19 protein-coding genes are annotated in these 16097 nt (G+C 46.4%); all 19 read left to right on the top strand.

Annotated features, from left to right (window positions below; all coding sequences use genetic code 11):
• The first annotated feature begins 114 nt into the window (after nucleotides 1-114).
• The 19 genes from GXP65_RS17025 to atpA all read left to right on the top strand — a co-directional run bounded on the left by GXP65_RS17025 (nucleotide 115) and on the right by atpA (nucleotide 16053).
• Nucleotides 115-861 carry an amino acid ABC transporter substrate-binding protein gene (locus GXP65_RS17025; protein WP_045371911.1) on the top strand — a complete coding sequence of 249 codons (747 nt, stop codon included), beginning with the start codon at nucleotides 115-117 and terminating at the stop codon, nucleotides 859-861.
• A 105-nt stretch (nucleotides 862-966) separates the two neighbouring features.
• A complete protein-coding gene (locus tag GXP65_RS17020) occupies nucleotides 967-1638 on the top strand; it encodes an amino acid ABC transporter permease (protein WP_005440833.1) in 672 nt (223 codons plus the stop codon).
• On the top strand, nucleotides 1635-2372 hold the full coding sequence (locus GXP65_RS17015; RefSeq protein WP_038892425.1) for an amino acid ABC transporter ATP-binding protein: 738 nt from the start codon (nucleotides 1635-1637) through the stop codon (nucleotides 2370-2372). The genes GXP65_RS17020 and GXP65_RS17015 overlap by 4 nt, the downstream gene beginning before the upstream one ends.
• A 242-nt stretch (nucleotides 2373-2614) precedes the next feature.
• Entirely contained in the window at nucleotides 2615-2749 is a 135-nt protein-coding gene (gene rpmH / locus GXP65_RS17010; protein WP_005378825.1) for a 50S ribosomal protein L34, read from the top strand.
• A 46-nt stretch (nucleotides 2750-2795) separates the two neighbouring features.
• On the top strand, nucleotides 2796-3119 hold the full coding sequence (gene rnpA, locus GXP65_RS17005) for a ribonuclease P protein component (RefSeq protein ID WP_009699098.1): 324 nt from the start codon (nucleotides 2796-2798) through the stop codon (nucleotides 3117-3119).
• Entirely contained in the window at nucleotides 3086-3343 is a 258-nt protein-coding gene (gene yidD, locus GXP65_RS17000; RefSeq protein WP_005451046.1) for a membrane protein insertion efficiency factor YidD, read from the top strand. Before rnpA ends, yidD begins: the two co-directional genes overlap by 34 nt.
• Nucleotides 3344-3345: 2 nt before the next feature.
• The gene (gene yidC / locus GXP65_RS16995) at nucleotides 3346-4968 is read left to right on the top strand and encodes a membrane protein insertase YidC (protein WP_045398819.1); all 1623 of its coding nucleotides are present in this window, start codon (nucleotides 3346-3348) and stop codon (nucleotides 4966-4968) included.
• Nucleotides 4969-5100: 132 nt separating this feature from the next.
• Nucleotides 5101-6462 (top strand): tRNA uridine-5-carboxymethylaminomethyl(34) synthesis GTPase MnmE, encoded by a 1362-nt coding sequence (mnmE, locus tag GXP65_RS16990; protein WP_050904773.1) that lies wholly within the window; start codon nucleotides 5101-5103, stop codon nucleotides 6460-6462.
• Nucleotides 6463-6565: 103 nt separating this feature from the next.
• Nucleotides 6566-7006: an FMN-binding protein MioC gene (gene mioC / locus GXP65_RS16985; RefSeq protein WP_005440825.1), complete on the top strand. Its 441-nt coding sequence runs from the start codon at nucleotides 6566-6568 to the stop codon at nucleotides 7004-7006.
• A 469-nt stretch (nucleotides 7007-7475) separates the two neighbouring features.
• Nucleotides 7476-9371 (top strand): tRNA uridine-5-carboxymethylaminomethyl(34) synthesis enzyme MnmG, encoded by a 1896-nt coding sequence (gene mnmG, locus GXP65_RS16980; RefSeq protein ID WP_005440822.1) that lies wholly within the window; start codon nucleotides 7476-7478, stop codon nucleotides 9369-9371.
• Entirely contained in the window at nucleotides 9371-10006 is a 636-nt protein-coding gene (gene rsmG, locus GXP65_RS16975; protein ID WP_005440819.1) for a 16S rRNA (guanine(527)-N(7))-methyltransferase RsmG, read from the top strand. Before mnmG ends, rsmG begins: the two co-directional genes overlap by 1 nt.
• Nucleotides 10007-10016: 10 nt before the next feature.
• Nucleotides 10017-10790: a ParA family protein gene (locus tag GXP65_RS16970; RefSeq protein ID WP_005440815.1), complete on the top strand. Its 774-nt coding sequence runs from the start codon at nucleotides 10017-10019 to the stop codon at nucleotides 10788-10790.
• Nucleotides 10791-10815: 25 nt separating this feature from the next.
• Complete coding sequence (locus GXP65_RS16965; RefSeq protein ID WP_005440814.1) at nucleotides 10816-11697, top strand: ParB/RepB/Spo0J family partition protein; 882 nt, start codon at nucleotides 10816-10818, stop codon at nucleotides 11695-11697.
• Nucleotides 11698-11886: 189 nt separating this feature from the next.
• Nucleotides 11887-12276 carry a F0F1 ATP synthase subunit I gene (locus tag GXP65_RS16960; RefSeq protein ID WP_005440813.1) on the top strand — a complete coding sequence of 130 codons (390 nt, stop codon included), beginning with the start codon at nucleotides 11887-11889 and terminating at the stop codon, nucleotides 12274-12276.
• Nucleotides 12277-12284: 8 nt separating this feature from the next.
• Nucleotides 12285-13097 carry a F0F1 ATP synthase subunit A gene (atpB, locus tag GXP65_RS16955; protein ID WP_005429781.1) on the top strand — a complete coding sequence of 271 codons (813 nt, stop codon included), beginning with the start codon at nucleotides 12285-12287 and terminating at the stop codon, nucleotides 13095-13097.
• Nucleotides 13098-13153: 56 nt separating this feature from the next.
• On the top strand, nucleotides 13154-13408 hold the full coding sequence (gene atpE, locus GXP65_RS16950) for a F0F1 ATP synthase subunit C (protein WP_002540812.1): 255 nt from the start codon (nucleotides 13154-13156) through the stop codon (nucleotides 13406-13408).
• Nucleotides 13409-13479: 71 nt separating this feature from the next.
• Nucleotides 13480-13950 carry a F0F1 ATP synthase subunit B gene (gene atpF / locus GXP65_RS16945; RefSeq protein WP_005429802.1) on the top strand — a complete coding sequence of 157 codons (471 nt, stop codon included), beginning with the start codon at nucleotides 13480-13482 and terminating at the stop codon, nucleotides 13948-13950.
• A 14-nt stretch (nucleotides 13951-13964) separates the two neighbouring features.
• A complete protein-coding gene (gene atpH / locus GXP65_RS16940) occupies nucleotides 13965-14498 on the top strand; it encodes a F0F1 ATP synthase subunit delta (protein ID WP_038892416.1) in 534 nt (177 codons plus the stop codon).
• Nucleotides 14499-14511: 13 nt separating this feature from the next.
• Nucleotides 14512-16053: a F0F1 ATP synthase subunit alpha gene (atpA, locus tag GXP65_RS16935; RefSeq protein WP_162093337.1), complete on the top strand. Its 1542-nt coding sequence runs from the start codon at nucleotides 14512-14514 to the stop codon at nucleotides 16051-16053.
• Nucleotides 16054-16097: the final 44 nt, after the last annotated feature.

The following is a 16097-nucleotide window of genomic DNA, read 5'->3' as shown; positions in this document are numbered from 1 at the left end:
TCTATACCAAATAAGATCTTATTACTCTGAGGTCTAGGTTATTGCACTTGGTTATTTCTTTAATTGAGCTAACTGACAGTAGTATTTCCAACCATAAAAGTATGGAGATGTATTATGAAAAACTGGATTAAGGTTGCCGTTGCAGCCATCGCTTTGTCTGCTGCGACCGTTCAAGCGGCTACTGAAGTAAAAGTAGGCATGTCTGGCCGCTACTTCCCATTCACCTTTGTGAAGCAAGATAAATTGCAAGGCTTTGAAGTGGATATGTGGGATGAGATCGGTAAACGTAACGATTACAAGATCGAATACGTCACAGCGAACTTTTCTGGTTTATTTGGCCTACTAGAAACGGGCCGTATTGATACCATCTCGAACCAGATCACCATGACAGATGCGCGTAAAGCGAAATACCTATTTGCTGACCCATACGTAGTAGACGGTGCGCAAATTACCGTTCGTAAAGGCAACGACAGCATCCAAGGTGTCGAAGATCTAGCAGGCAAAACCGTTGCAGTTAACCTAGGCTCTAACTTTGAGCAGTTGCTTCGCAGCTACGACAAAGACGGTAAGATCAACATCAAGACTTACGATACCGGTATTGAACATGATGTAGCGCTGGGTCGTGCTGATGCCTTCATCATGGACCGTTTGTCTGCTCTAGAACTGATTAAGAAAACCGGTCTACCGCTGCAACTTGCGGGCGAACCATTTGAAACGATTCAAAACGCTTGGCCATTCGTGGATAACGAAAAGGGTCGCAAACTCCAGGCGGAAGTGAATAAAGCACTAGCAGAAATGCGCGCAGACGGAACAGTAGAGAAGATTTCTGTGAAATGGTTTGGTGCCGACATCACTAAGTAAAACTTCTCTTCTTTTAGGACGCAGAGCTTTATCTCGCGTCCTTTTTTAACTCAATGACAAGGTGGAACTTCGTATTCCACCTTTTCTTTTCTCAAGGTAAGTCGTATGGGATTTGATTTTAATTACATGTTGGAACTGTTGCCGATACTGCTCAAGTATCTTGGCACAACCATGGAAATGGCCACATGGGGATTGGTCTTTTCACTGATTCTAGCCGTCATTTTAGCGAACATTCGCGTATTTAAGCTGCCAGTTCTCGATCAATTGAGCCAACTTTATATCAGTTTCTTCCGTGGTACCCCACTTCTAGTACAACTGTTTTTGCTTTACTACGGCTTACCGCAAATCTTCCCGTTCATGGTGGGCATTGATGCCTTTTCAGCGGCAGTGATTGGTTTGACATTGCACTTTGCCGCCTACATGGCAGAGAGCATTCGTGCCGCTATCATTGGTATTGATCGCAGTCAAATGGAAGCGAGCTTGTCAGTGGGGATGACAACACCTCAAGCGATGCGTCGGGTTATTTTGCCACAAGCAACGCGAGTCGCACTGCCTTCATTGATGAACTACTTCATCGATATGATTAAGTCCACTTCCCTCGCCTTCACGTTGGGTGTGGCTGAAATTATGGCTAAAGCGCAAATGGAAGCCTCTTCTAGCTTCCGCTTCTTCGAAGCTTTCCTTGCCGTCGCTCTTATTTACTGGGGTGTGGTGGTGATTCTGACTCGAGTACAAATTTGGGCAGAGGCAAAATTGAATAAGGCGTACGTACGATGATCAAATTAGAAAATATCCACAAACGCTTTGGCGAAACAGAAGTCCTCAAAGGTATTGATCTCGATATCAAACAAGGTGAGATCATCGTTATTATTGGCTCAAGTGGTACGGGTAAATCGACCCTATTGCGCACCGTTAACTTCTTAGAGCAAGCGGATGAAGGTCGCATTACCATCGATGACATCTCCGTAGATACACAAAAACATACCAAAGCCGAAGTATTGGCTCTACGCCGCCGAACTGGGTTTGTTTTTCAAAACTATGCCCTATTTACTCATATGAACGCGCGTCAGAACATCGCAGAAGGCTTGATCACGGTACGCGGTTGGAAAAAAGAAGACGCTCTCAAGCGTGCTCAAGAAATTCTGGATGACATAGGTCTTGGCGATAAAGGAGAAAGTTATCCAGCGGCTCTGTCTGGTGGACAACAACAACGTGTTGGTATCGGCCGAGCGATGGCGCTACAACCGGAACTGCTGCTTTTTGATGAGCCAACGTCTGCGCTGGATCCGGAATGGGTCGGAGAAGTTCTCTCATTAATGAAGAAGTTAGCTAATCAACATCAGACCATGTTGGTGGTTACACACGAGATGCAATTTGCCAAAGAAGTGGCGGATAGAGTGATCTTTATGGCCGAAGGCAACATTGTTGAACAAGGTTCTCCACAAGATATCTTCGATAATCCACAAGATCTTCGTTTGAAAAAATTCCTTAACCAAGTTGGAATAGAGTAAAGATCAAGCATCAAGATCAATCGATCCTTGAGATTTTACTCACACTACGTATAATCGCCCGGCCGGAATTTCGTACTCATGAGTCATTGACACATTATGTGAGTGTGATTACAATTCCGCCTCTTTGTTGAGAGGCGTCGGTTGTTCTTCTTTAATAAAGAGCTTCTTTATATAAAGAAAGCAAAATGCCCACGCCGGGTTTAACAAGAACCTAAAACTACTGATCAGTAAAGGTAATTATCATGAAACGCACTTTTCAACCTACAGTTCTAAAGCGCAAGCGTACTCACGGCTTCCGTGCTCGCATGGCAACTAAGAACGGTCGTAAAGTTATCAACGCACGTCGTGCAAAAGGCCGTGCGCGCCTATCAAAATAATCGCTAGTTTATTTTGAACACGTACGCGTTTAATCGGGAGTTACGCTTGTTAACTCCCGAGCATTATCAAAACGTCTTCCAGCAAGCTCATCGAGCTGGCTCGCCTCATTTCACCATCATTGCTCGCAATAACAAACTTTCTCACCCACGATTAGGTTTAGCTGTTCCGAAAAAGCAAATCAAAACTGCTGTCGGTCGTAACCGTTTTAAGCGTTTGGCTCGTGAAAGCTTTCGTAACAATCAACATCAGCTTCCAAATAAAGATTTTGTTGTGATCGCGAAGAAAAGCGCGCAAGATTTAAGCAATGAGGAATTATTTAAGTTGTTTGATAAGCTATGGCATCGCCTGTCTCGCCCTTCACGTGGATAGCCATTGGGCTCGTTAATCTTTATCGCTGGTTTATCAGCCCTCTGATTGGTCCTCGCTGCCGGTTCACACCAACTTGTTCCACTTACGCGCTAGAAGCTTTGAGAGCTCACGGTTTTGTAAAAGGATGTTGGTTATCAGGCAAACGTCTATTAAAATGCCACCCTTTGAATGAAGGGGGGTATGACCCCGTTCCACCAGTCCAAAAACAAGACAGAGATAACTAACGATGGATTCTCAACGTAATATCCTGCTCATTGCTCTGGCACTGGTTTCTTTCTTGCTGTTCCAACAGTGGCAAGTCGCAAAGAACCCAGCACCTCAAGCAGTTGAACAGGCTCAATCAAGCAGTACTCTACCTGCACCATCTTTTGCTGACGAGCTAGACCCAGTTCCTGGTCAACAGCAAGCTTCTGCAAAAACTATCACAGTAACGACTGATGTTTTAACTCTGTCGATCGACACCGTTGGTGGCGATGTGGTACATGCCGACCTAAACAAATACTCTGCTGAACTTGATTCATCAGACCCATTCGTTCTGCTAAAAGACACTAAAGGTCACCAGTTCATCGCGCAAAGCGGTCTAGTGGGCCCTCAAGGTATCGACCTAAGCAGCACTAACCGTCCTCACTACCACGTGAGCGCAGACAGCTTTACTCTAGCTGACGGTCAAGACGAACTACGCGTTCCAATGACATTCACTGCGAACGGTATCGAATACATCAAGACTTACGTATTCAAACGTGGCAGCTACGCGCTAAACGTAGAATACGATGTCGTGAACAACTCTGGTAACAACGCGACATTTGGTATGTACGCTCACTTGCGTCAAAACCTAATGGACGCTGGTGGTAGCATCACAATGCCTACTTACCGCGGCGGTGCTTACTCAACAGAAGACGTTCGCTACAAGAAATACAGCTTTGAAGATATGCAGGATCGTAACCTGTCTATCAACCTAGCAGATGGCCAAGGTTGGGCAGCAATGATCCAACACTACTTCGCTGCAGCTTGGATCCCACGCAACGAACCAGGTACTAACCTGTACACTCGCGTAATTGGTAACCTAGGCGATATCGGCGTACGTATGCCAAACAAAACTATCGCAACGGGTGACCAAGCGAAGTTTGAAGCAACACTATGGGTTGGTCCTAAGCTACAAAACGAAATGGCAGCTGTGGCACCAAACCTAGACCTAGTAGTGGACTACGGCTGGCTATGGTTCATCGCTAAACCACTGCACTCACTGCTTGCTTTCATCCAAAGCTTTGTGGGTAACTGGGGTGTGGCAATCATCTGTTTGACCTTCATCGTTCGTGGTGCAATGTACCCACTAACGAAAGCGCAATACACGTCTATGGCGAAAATGCGCATGCTACAGCCTAAGCTGCAAGCAATGCGTGAGCGCATCGGTGATGACCGTCAGCGCATGAGCCAAGAGATGATGGAACTGTACAAGAAAGAGAAAGTGAACCCACTGGGTGGCTGTCTACCTCTTATCCTACAGATGCCTATCTTCATCGCGCTTTACTGGGCACTAATGGAATCGGTTGAGCTACGTCACTCTCCATTCTTCGGCTGGATTCACGACCTTTCAGCGCAGGACCCTTACTACATCCTGCCTCTACTGATGGGTGCGTCAATGTTCCTAATCCAGAAGATGAGCCCAACAACAGTAACGGATCCAATGCAGCAGAAGATCATGACCTTTATGCCGGTTATGTTTACCTTCTTCTTCTTGTTCTTCCCATCAGGCCTAGTTCTATACTGGTTGGTGTCGAACATCGTTACGCTTATCCAGCAAACTTTGATTTACAAAGCGCTGGAGAAAAAAGGCTTACACACTAAGTAACCTTGATAGAAAAGCATAAGAAAGGCGGCCAAAAGGTCGCCTTTTTGTTTTTGGCTGATTACAATTCAGCTAATTAATTGGTTCTGGCTCCCTAGGGGTGTAACCCTATAGCCCAGCTCAAAAGGCAAGATTATGACTACAGATACGATTGTCGCTCAGGCTACCGCACCAGGTCGTGGTGGTGTCGGCATTATTCGTGTTTCTGGCCCTAAGGCCAATCAAGTGGCGCTAGAAGTCACAGGTAAGACGCTAAAGCCTCGCTACGCAGAGTATCTGCCATTCCAAGCGGAAGACGGCACAGTGCTAGACCAAGGCATTGCCCTGTACTTCCCTAACCCACACTCGTTTACAGGCGAAGACGTACTTGAACTGCAAGGTCATGGTGGCCCTGTTGTAATGGATATGCTGATTAAGCGTATCTTGGGTATTGACGGTGTGCGTGCCGCTCGACCTGGTGAGTTCTCAGAGCGCGCTTTCCTAAACGACAAGATGGACCTCACTCAAGCAGAAGCGATTGCCGACCTGATTGATGCCAGCTCGGAAGAAGCAGCAAAATCAGCACTGCAATCACTGCAAGGCCAGTTCTCACAACGCATCCAAACGCTGGTGGAATCGCTGATCCACTTACGTATCTACGTGGAAGCGGCAATTGACTTCCCAGAAGAAGAAATCGACTTTTTGGCCGATGGTAAAGTGTCTGGTGACCTACAAGCGATCATCGATAACCTTGATGCAGTACGTAAAGAAGCCAACCAAGGCGCGATCATGCGTGAAGGCATGAAAGTTGTGATTGCTGGCCGTCCTAATGCGGGTAAATCTAGCCTTCTGAATGCCCTATCTGGCAAAGAATCCGCTATCGTTACCGATATCGCCGGTACCACTCGTGACGTATTGCGTGAACACATCCATATTGATGGTATGCCTTTGCACATCATCGATACCGCTGGTCTGCGTGATGCTTCTGATGAAGTAGAGAAAATCGGTATCGAGCGTGCATGGGATGAAATCGCCCAAGCAGACCGTGTTCTGTTTATGGTAGATGGCACCACAACCGAGGCAACGGATCCAAAAGACATTTGGCCAGACTTCGTTGATCGCTTGCCAAACAGTATTGGCATGACGGTGATCCGCAACAAAGCGGATCAAACGGGCGAAGATATGGGGATCTGCCATGTAAATGATCCGACACTGATTCGCCTCTCAGCAAAAACAGGCGCAGGTGTGGATGCTTTGCGTACTCACTTAAAAGAGTGCATGGGCTTCTCAGGCAATACCGAAGGCGGCTTTATGGCTCGTCGTCGTCACCTAGATGCGCTAGAACGTGCTGCTCAGCATCTTCAAATCGGCCAAGAACAGCTTGAAGGCTATATGGCGGGGGAAATCTTGGCAGAAGAGCTGCGTATTACTCAGCAACACTTGAATGAGATTACTGGCGAGTTCAGCTCTGATGACCTTCTCGGCAGAATCTTCTCCTCATTCTGTATCGGTAAATAATCAAAACGCGCGGTGTTAAGCATAAGTTTAACGCCGCGTTTCTTTTTGTACTTACGCACGGTGGTTACCCAAGGCGTGAGTATGGCTCAATAAAGGAAGACACATGATCCACATTATTACAGGCAGTACGTTAGGTGGCGCAGAATACGTAGGTGATCACCTGAGTGATCTGCTCAATGAAAACGGTTTAGAAACGACGATCCACAACCAACCAGAATTGTCATCGATCGAGAACCAAGGCACTTGGCTAGTGATCACTTCAACTCACGGCGCGGGCGAATACCCAGATAATATCCAACCTTTTATTGCTGCGTTACAAAACACACCACCTAAAATGGCCGATGTGAAGTTCGCAGTGATTGCGATTGGAGATTCAAGCTACGATACATTCTGCGCTGCAGGTCAGCATGCTTATGACCTGTTAGAAGACATTGGTGCAACGCCTATCACAGACTGCTTGAAGATTGATGTACTCAGCCATGATGTACCTGAAGACGCCGCAGAGGTGTGGTTGAAGGAGAATCTGGCACGCTTTACCGCTTAATACCTCTCTTACAGAGTCGCATCGCGGCTCTGTTTCTCCTCTTTGTGAATAACTTCCTACAAAACTTTTTGTTCAACCGCTCAAAAAACAGCCAAACTCGCTGTGGATAAGTAAGGTAAGATCCGGTGACTTTCCTTTAGTTATCCCAATAACAACTTTGATCCGTTTTACCCCCTGTGTATAACCCCGCATTTTGATCTCAGGAAATCCTCGATCTGATCAAGTCATGATCACAAGATATGATCCAAAGAAGATCCATGATCTTGTTGATCATTTTCTAGTTATCCACAGAAACGGTCGATCCTAATAATAGATCCAATAAAAGATCATATATATAGATCTTATATATATAGTCTTAGGGACTAAAATTTGAAAAGCGAGAAAACGATTCTCTCTCACAGAGAAAAAAGGTAAAATACCGCTCTTTTTTATCTGTCCATTAAATCCTTTGAATACCTGAGGTCAGTTCATGCTTTATCACGAAAACTTTGACGTCATTGTTGTCGGTGGCGGACACGCAGGAACGGAAGCCGCGCTCGCATCTGCACGCACAGGACAAAAAACACTCCTTCTTACCCATAACATCGATACATTAGGCCAGATGTCATGTAATCCGGCGATTGGTGGTATCGGTAAAGGTCACTTAGTAAAAGAAGTGGATGCTATGGGCGGTCTGATGGCAGAAGCCATTGACCATGCGGGTATTCAATTCCGAACGCTAAATGCCTCTAAAGGTCCAGCAGTTCGTGCAACTCGCGCGCAGGCTGACCGTGCATTGTACAAGGCGTACGTACGCAACGCGCTAGAAAACGCACCAAACCTAACTCTGTTCCAACAATCGGTTGATGATCTGATTGTGGACCAAGATCGTGTGGTTGGCGTTGTGACTCAAATGGGTCTGAAATTCCATGCAAAAGCTGTGGTTTTAACCGTAGGTACTTTCCTTGGCGGTAAGATCCACATTGGTATGGAAAGCTCTTCAGGTGGTCGCGCTGGGGATCCACCATCGATCGCATTGGCGGATCGATTACGTGAACTCCCATTCCGTGTGGATCGTCTGAAAACGGGTACACCACCACGTATCGATGCTCGCAGTGTCGATTTCTCTGTGTTAGAAGCACAGCACGGTGACAACCCAACACCAGTATTCTCATTCATGGGGAAACGTGAGCATCAGCCGCGCCAAATCCCATGTTTTATTACTCACACCAATGAGCAAACTCATGATGTGATCCGCAATAACCTTGATCGCAGCCCAATGTACGCAGGCGTGATCGAAGGTATTGGTCCGCGCTACTGCCCGTCTATCGAAGACAAAGTGATGCGTTTTGCGGATAAAAACAGTCATCAAATCTTCATTGAGCCAGAAGGCCTAACCACGCACGAGTTATACCCGAATGGTATTTCCACCAGCTTGCCGTTTGACGTGCAAGTACAAATCGTTCGTTCAATGAAAGGTTTTGAAAACGCACACATCGTTCGCCCAGGTTACGCGATTGAGTACGATTTCTTCGACCCACGTGATTTGAAGCAAACTTACGAGACCAAGTTCATCAGCGGTCTGTTCTTTGCGGGTCAAATCAACGGTACGACTGGCTACGAAGAAGCTGCTGCACAAGGTTTGATGGCTGGCTTGAACGCAAGTTTGCACAGTCAAGGCAAAGAAGGTTGGAGCCCACGCCGTGACCAAGCTTACATGGGTGTATTGATTGACGACTTGTCGACCATGGGTACCAAAGAACCGTACCGCATGTTCACATCTCGTGCGGAATACCGTCTGTTACTTCGTGAAGATAACGCCGATCTACGTTTGACGGAAAAAGCGCGTGAACTTGGTTTGATTGATGATGTGCGTTGGGCACGATTCAACGAAAAAATCGAGAACATGGAAACCGAGCGTCAACGTCTGAAATCGACGTGGATGAACCCAAATTCTGCAGGTATCGATGAGCTGAACAAGCTATTGAAAACACCAATGGCACGTGAAGCAAGCGGTGAAGATCTTCTTCGTCGTCCTGAGATCTCATACTCACAATTGACGCAATTGGATGCTTTTGCTCCTGCTCTCGAAGATCAACAAGCGTCAGAGCAAGTTGAAATTCAAGTCAAGTACGATGGTTACATCAAGCGTCAGCAAGAAGAGATCGAAAAATCACTGCGCCATGAGCACACTAAGCTCCCTGCGGACTTGGATTACAAAGACGTGAAAGGTCTGTCCAACGAAGTAGTCGCTAAGCTGACGGAAGCGAAGCCAGAAAGCATCGGTATTGCATCACGTATTTCTGGTATCACGCCGGCTGCGATTTCGATTCTGCTTGTTCACCTGAAGAAGCACGGTTTGCTGAAAAAAGGTGAGGAAGAGTAATGAGCGCTTTACGCACAAGATTGGATGCTCTGATCGCCCAAACTGATTTGGAAGTGTCTGAAAAACAACGCGAGCAGTTAGTCGGTTACGTCGAGCTGCTCGACAAGTGGAACAAAGCATACAACCTGACGTCGGTTCGTGACCCACTTGAGATGCTAGTGAAACATATCCTTGATAGCATCGTCGTTAGCACTCACTTACCAGGTGAGCGTTTTATCGATGTTGGCACAGGACCAGGTTTGCCAGGTATTCCACTGGCAATCATGAATCCAGAGAAGACCTTCTTCTTGCTCGATAGCCTTGGCAAACGCATCCGCTTTATCAAGCAAGTTGTGCACACGCTAGGGCTGAAAAATGTGACGGCAATTCAAAGTCGCGTCGAAGAATTCCAGCCAGAAGAAAAATTTGATGGCGTTTTGAGTCGAGCTTTTGCTTCAATGACGGACATGGTGGAATGGTGTCATCATCTGCCTAAACAAGATTCTGGGGTGTTCTTGGCTTTGAAAGGTCTTCACCCTAAAGATGAAATAGATCTGCTTCCTGAATGGTGTAGTGTGACGGAGATCATATCTTTAGCTGTTCCTGAGTTGGAAGGTGATCGTCATCTAGTAATCTTATCGCGCAAGGAAAATTAGCGAGGTAATCGTGGGTAAAATTGTAGCAATCGCCAACCAGAAAGGTGGGGTCGGCAAAACAACAACGTGCATTAACTTAGCAGCTTCGATGGCGGCAACAAAGCGCAAGGTTTTGGTGATCGATCTCGACCCTCAAGGCAATGCTACGATGGCCAGTGGCGTCGACAAGTACATGGTTGACGCGACGGCGTATGATCTTCTGGTTGAAGATACCCCGTTTGATCAAGTGGTTTGTACTGAAACCACAGGGAAATACGATCTGATTGCAGCGAACGGCGACGTCACTGCTGCAGAAATCAAACTGATGGAAGTATTCGCGCGCGAGGTGCGTCTGAAAAACGCCCTTGCGTCAGTTCGCGATAACTATGATTTCATCTTTATTGATTGTCCTCCTTCTCTAAACCTTCTTACAATCAATGCTATGGCCGCAGCCGACTCTGTGCTGGTGCCGATGCAATGTGAATACTTTGCGTTAGAAGGTTTAACTGCGCTTATGGATACAATCAGCAAGTTAGCGGCCGTGGTCAATGAAAACCTCAAAATCGAAGGTTTACTGCGTACCATGTACGATCCACGTAACCGCCTGTCTAATGAAGTATCCGATCAACTTAAAAAACACTTTGGTAGTAAAGTTTACCGTACTGTGATCCCACGTAATGTGCGTTTGGCCGAAGCGCCGAGCCACGGTAAACCTGCAATGTACTATGACAAGTACTCTGCGGGCGCCAAAGCGTATCTTGCTTTAGCGGGCGAAATGCTCCGCCGTGAAGAAATCCCAGTTTAACTCTCTAACCTAAGGAATTCCTCCTATGTCTAAGCGTGGTCTAGGAAAAGGACTGGATGCGTTGTTGTCGACCAGTTCGTTGGCTCGTGAAAAACAGCATATTGCATCGCACAGCCAAGCATTGTCGGCAGACGGTGAACTGACTGATTTGGCGATTGGTCAATTGCAGCCTGGTGTTTACCAACCGCGTAAAGATATGGCGCCAGAAGCGCTAGAGGAGCTCGCAGCTTCAATTCAATCGCAAGGCATCATTCAGCCAATCGTGGTTCGCCAAGTGGCGAGTGGCCAGTTTGAAATCATCGCTGGTGAACGCCGTTGGCGCGCAGCAAAACAAGCCGGTCTAAAACGAGTACCTTGTTTGGTGAAAAAGGTCGAAGACCGTGCCGCTATTGCGATGGCGCTTATCGAGAACATTCAACGTGAAGATTTGAATGTGATTGAAGAAGCTCAAGCGCTTGAGCGTCTACAGGATGAATTCACGCTAACGCATCAGCAAGTGGCCGATGTGATTGGCAAATCAAGAACCACTGTTAGTAACCTATTACGTCTAAATCAGTTAGAAATTGATGTAAAAGGTCTGGTTGCAGACAAAAAATTAGAAATGGGTCATGCTCGAGCTCTGTTAGCCTTGGAAGGCGAGCAGCAGGTTGAAGTGGCTCAGCAAGTGGCTAAGAAGCAAATGACCGTTCGCCAAACCGAACAGTTAGTAAAAAAGTGCTTAGCCCCACAAAATGAGCAAAAAGCTCAACAAGAAGATACCGAAGCGGAGCAAATGTCGCATAAATTGAGTCAACTGCTTGATGCTAAGGTTTCTTTGGTCCGTTCTGCAAACGGCAAAGCGAAAGTGACGATAAGTCTTGATGAGCCTCACAAATTGGATCAACTGATTGCCAAGCTAGAGGCCTAAATGAGATAATTGATTTAGGTCAATTAATTAAAATAATCGAATTTTGTGTGAAAGTTGTCGGATTGTAAACAAAACTGTAAGTTTTTGATGCAATATAATTGCATTCAATTGTTCGCACCGTATAATTTTCGCCAATTTCCCTGCACAGAGAGTTTAGTGCAAAGTGGATATTACTAGAGGTACGAATACATGGTAGCTGCGTTAGCTAGACCAGGACGAGAGCTCGCAAAGCAATTGTTAATGATCCAGTCTGGCGCGGTTATTTTTGTGGCTGCAGGAATGGCGATAGCCGTGAATCCTGAATGGGGAATTTCAGCGCTGGTAGGTGGAGGCATCTTTGTTGTTGCCAATGCTGTCTTTGCGCTATGTGCTTTTATGTTTAGTGGGGCTCGCGCTGCCAAGCGTATCGCGGCGTCTTTCTATACAGGCGAAGTTCTGAAAATCCTCATCACGGTTGTGTTGTTCTACGTAGCCTACATGTATATGCAGGTGGAACTTGTTCCCCTCAAACTAACCTATTTGCTGGTACTAGGTATTAATATCTGTGCACCAGTGCTATTCATTAACAACAAAAAATAGGATGAGTTATGGCTGCGCCAGGTGAAGCGCTAACATCGTCCGGTTACATTGCCCACCACTTATCAAACCTATCTTTAGCTAAGTTAGGCTTGGTAGCGGATGAAGCAAGTTTCTGGAACGTACATATCGATAGCCTGTTTTTTTCTTGGTTTACTGGTTTAATCTTCCTCGGAATTTTTTACAAAGTAGCAAAGAGAACAACAGCGGGTGTACCGGGTAAGCTTCAGTGTGCTGTAGAAATGATCGTTGAATTTGTCGCGGAAAACGTCAAAGACACGTTCCATGGACGCAACCCACTGATCGCGCCTTTAGCACTGACTATCTTTTGTTGGGTATTTTTGATGAACGTGATGGACTTAGTTCCGATCGACTTCTTACCGTACCCAGCAGAGCATTGGCTAGGTATCCCTTATCTTAAGGTTGTACCGTCTGCTGATGTGAATATCACCATGGCTATGGCTCTAGGCGTTTTCGCATTGATGATCTACTACAGCATCAAAGTGAAAGGTCTAGGTGGATTCGCAAAAGAACTTGCACTACATCCATTCAATCACCCACTGATGATTCCGTTTAACCTACTGATTGAAGTGGTATCGCTACTAGCGAAGCCTCTATCACTTGGTATGCGTCTATTCGGTAACATGTTCGCGGGTGAGGTTGTATTCATTCTTTGTGCGGCAATGCTACCATGGTACTTGCAATGGATGGGTTCACTACCGTGGGCAATCTTCCATATCTTGGTTATTACGATTCAAGCCTTCGTATTTATGATGTTGACAATTGTTTACCTGTCAATGGCACACGAAGATTCTGATCATTAATTTTTTAAGCTTTTTATTTGGGCACATAAGCCAACAACTATAAATTGGAGATAGTAATGGAAACTTTACTGAGCTTTTCTGCAATCGCCGTAGGTATTATCGTCGGTCTTGCTTCTCTTGGTACAGCGATTGGTTTCGCACTACTAGGTGGTAAATTCCTAGAAGGTGCAGCACGTCAACCAGAAATGGCTCCTATGCTACAAGTTAAGATGTTCATCATCGCAGGTCTACTTGATGCGGTTCCAATGATCGGTATCGTAATCGCGCTACTATTCACATTCGCAAACCCATTCGTTGGTCAACTAGGTTAATCACCTTTAACTCGGGACGAGCTCAGGCTTGTCACTGATTAACACTAAGTCCAAATAGAGGGGTAGCTGTTGTGAACATAAACGCAACTCTGCTAGGTCAAGCAATCTCGTTCGCACTATTTGTGTGGTTCTGCATGAAGTATGTATGGCCACCGTTGATGCAAGCGATCGAAGAGCGTCAGAAGAAAATTGCTGATGGTCTTCAAGCAGCGGAACGTGCTGCAAAAGACTTGGATCTAGCACAAGCCAACGCTTCTGATCAGTTGAAAGAAGCGAAGCGCACAGCAACTGAGATCATCGATCAAGCGAACAAGCGTAAGTCTCAAATTATTGACGAAGCTCGCGAGGAAGCTCAGGCAGAACGCCAGAAAATCCTAGCGCAAGCAGAAGCAGAACTTGAAGCTGAACGCAATCGTGCACGCGATGAGCTGCGCAAACAAGTTGCTACTCTGGCTGTAGCTGGTGCTGAGAAAATCCTTGAGCGTTCTATCGATAAAGACGCTCAGAAAGATATTCTCGACAACATTACTGCAAAACTTTAAGTCTGGGGGCGCATATGTCTGATTTGACTACAATCGCACGCCCCTATGCTAAAGCAGCCTTCGACTTTGCTGTAGACAAAGACCAGTTGGACCAATGGGGCCAAATGTTGTCTTTTGCTGCTGAAGTCGCTAAAAACGAGCAAATGAACGAACTTCTAACGGGTTCGGTTTCTGCTGACAAAATGGCAGAGATTTTTGTTGCAGTTTGCGGCGAACAAGTTGATACGCACGGCCAAAACCTGATTAAGGTAATGGCTGAGAATGGTCGTCTAACGGCCCTTCCTGATGTTTGTGAACAATTCTTCCTATTGAAGAAAGAGCATGAGAAAGAAATCGATGTTGAAGTGATTTCAGCAAGCGAACTTTCTGATGAACAACTTGCAAACATTGGCAGCAAACTTGAAGTGCGTCTAGAACGCAAAGTGAAGCTGAATTGCAGTGTAGATGAGACCCTACTTGGTGGGGTTATTATTCGAGCCGGAGACCTAGTCATCGATGACTCAGCGCGTGGTCGTTTGAACCGCCTGAGCGATGCATTGCAGTCTTAATGGGGATTGGAGCATGCAACTTAATTCCACGGAAATTAGCGATCTGATCAAACAACGTATCGAATCTTTCGAAGTTGTTAGTGAAGCTCGCAACGAGGGTACTATCGTATCGGTAAGCGATGGTATCATCCGCATCCACGGCCTAGCGGACGTGATGCAAGGTGAAATGATTGAATTACCGGGTGGCCGTTATGCACTAGCACTTAACCTTGAGCGTGACTCGGTTGGTGCGGTAGTAATGGGCCCATATGCTGACCTTAAGGAAGGCATGAAAGTTACAGGTACTGGCCGCATTCTTGAAGTGCCAGTTGGTCCAGAACTTCTAGGTCGCGTAGTGAACACACTAGGTGAACCTATCGATGGTAAAGGTCCAATCGAAGCTAAATTGACTTCGCCTGTAGAAGTAATCGCACCAGGTGTAATCGACCGTAAATCGGTAGACCAACCTGTGCAAACTGGTTACAAATCAGTTGACTCAATGATCCCAATCGGTCGTGGTCAGCGTGAGCTTGTAATCGGTGACCGTCAAACTGGTAAAACAGCAATGGCGATCGATGCGATTATCAACCAGAAAGACTCTGGTATTTTCTCAATCTACGTAGCAATCGGTCAGAAAGCATCGACTATCGCTAACGTAGTTCGCAAACTAGAAGAGCACGGCGCGCTAGCTAACACTATCGTTGTTGTTGCATCTGCTTCTGAATCTGCAGCGCTACAATACCTAGCGCCATACGCAGGTTGTGCGATGGGTGAATACTTCCGCGATCGCGGTGAAGACGCACTGATTGTTTACGATGACCTATCTAAGCAAGCGGTAGCTTACCGTCAGATCTCTCTACTACTAAAACGTCCACCAGGCCGTGAGGCATTCCCAGGTGACGTATTCTACTTACACTCGCGTCTACTAGAGCGTGCAGCTCGTGTAAACGAAGAGTACGTAGAGCGTTTCACTAACGGTGAAGTGAAAGGTAAGACTGGTTCTTTGACTGCTCTTCCTATCATCGAAACTCAAGCAGGTGACGTTTCAGCATTCGTACCGACTAACGTAATCTCGATTACCGATGGTCAGATCTTCCTACAAACTGAGCTATTCAACGCGGGTGTACGCCCAGCCGTTGACCCAGGTATCTCAGTATCTCGTGTAGGTGGTTCAGCTCAGACGAAAATCATCAAGAAGCTATCTGGCGGTATCCGTACTGCACTAGCTCAGTACCGTGAACTAGCGGCATTTGCACAGTTCTCGTCTGACCTTGATGAAGCGACGAAGAAACAGCTAGACCACGGTCAAAAAGTTACAGAACTAATGAAGCAGAAGCAGTACGCTCCAATGTCTGTATTTGACCAAGCACTAGTAATCTTCGCGGCAGAGCGCGGCTATTTAGCAGATGTTGAACTAAACAAACTGCTAGATTTCGAAGCGGCTCTACTATCGTACGCTCGCGGTCAACACGCTGAATTTGCAGCTGAGATCGACAAGACGGGTGCATACAACGATGAAGTTGAAGCTCAGTTGAAGAAACTGACTGACGACTTCGTAGCAACCCAAACTTGGTAATTAGGTCGGTGGCAGTTTCTGCCACCAACTAACGGAGAGTAACG

This window comes from Vibrio sp. LB10LO1 (genome assembly GCF_010092875.1).
GTDB classification, from domain to species: Bacteria; Pseudomonadota; Gammaproteobacteria; order Enterobacterales; family Vibrionaceae; genus Vibrio; species Vibrio campbellii.
This window is presented reverse-complemented; position numbering and strand designations above follow the sequence as displayed.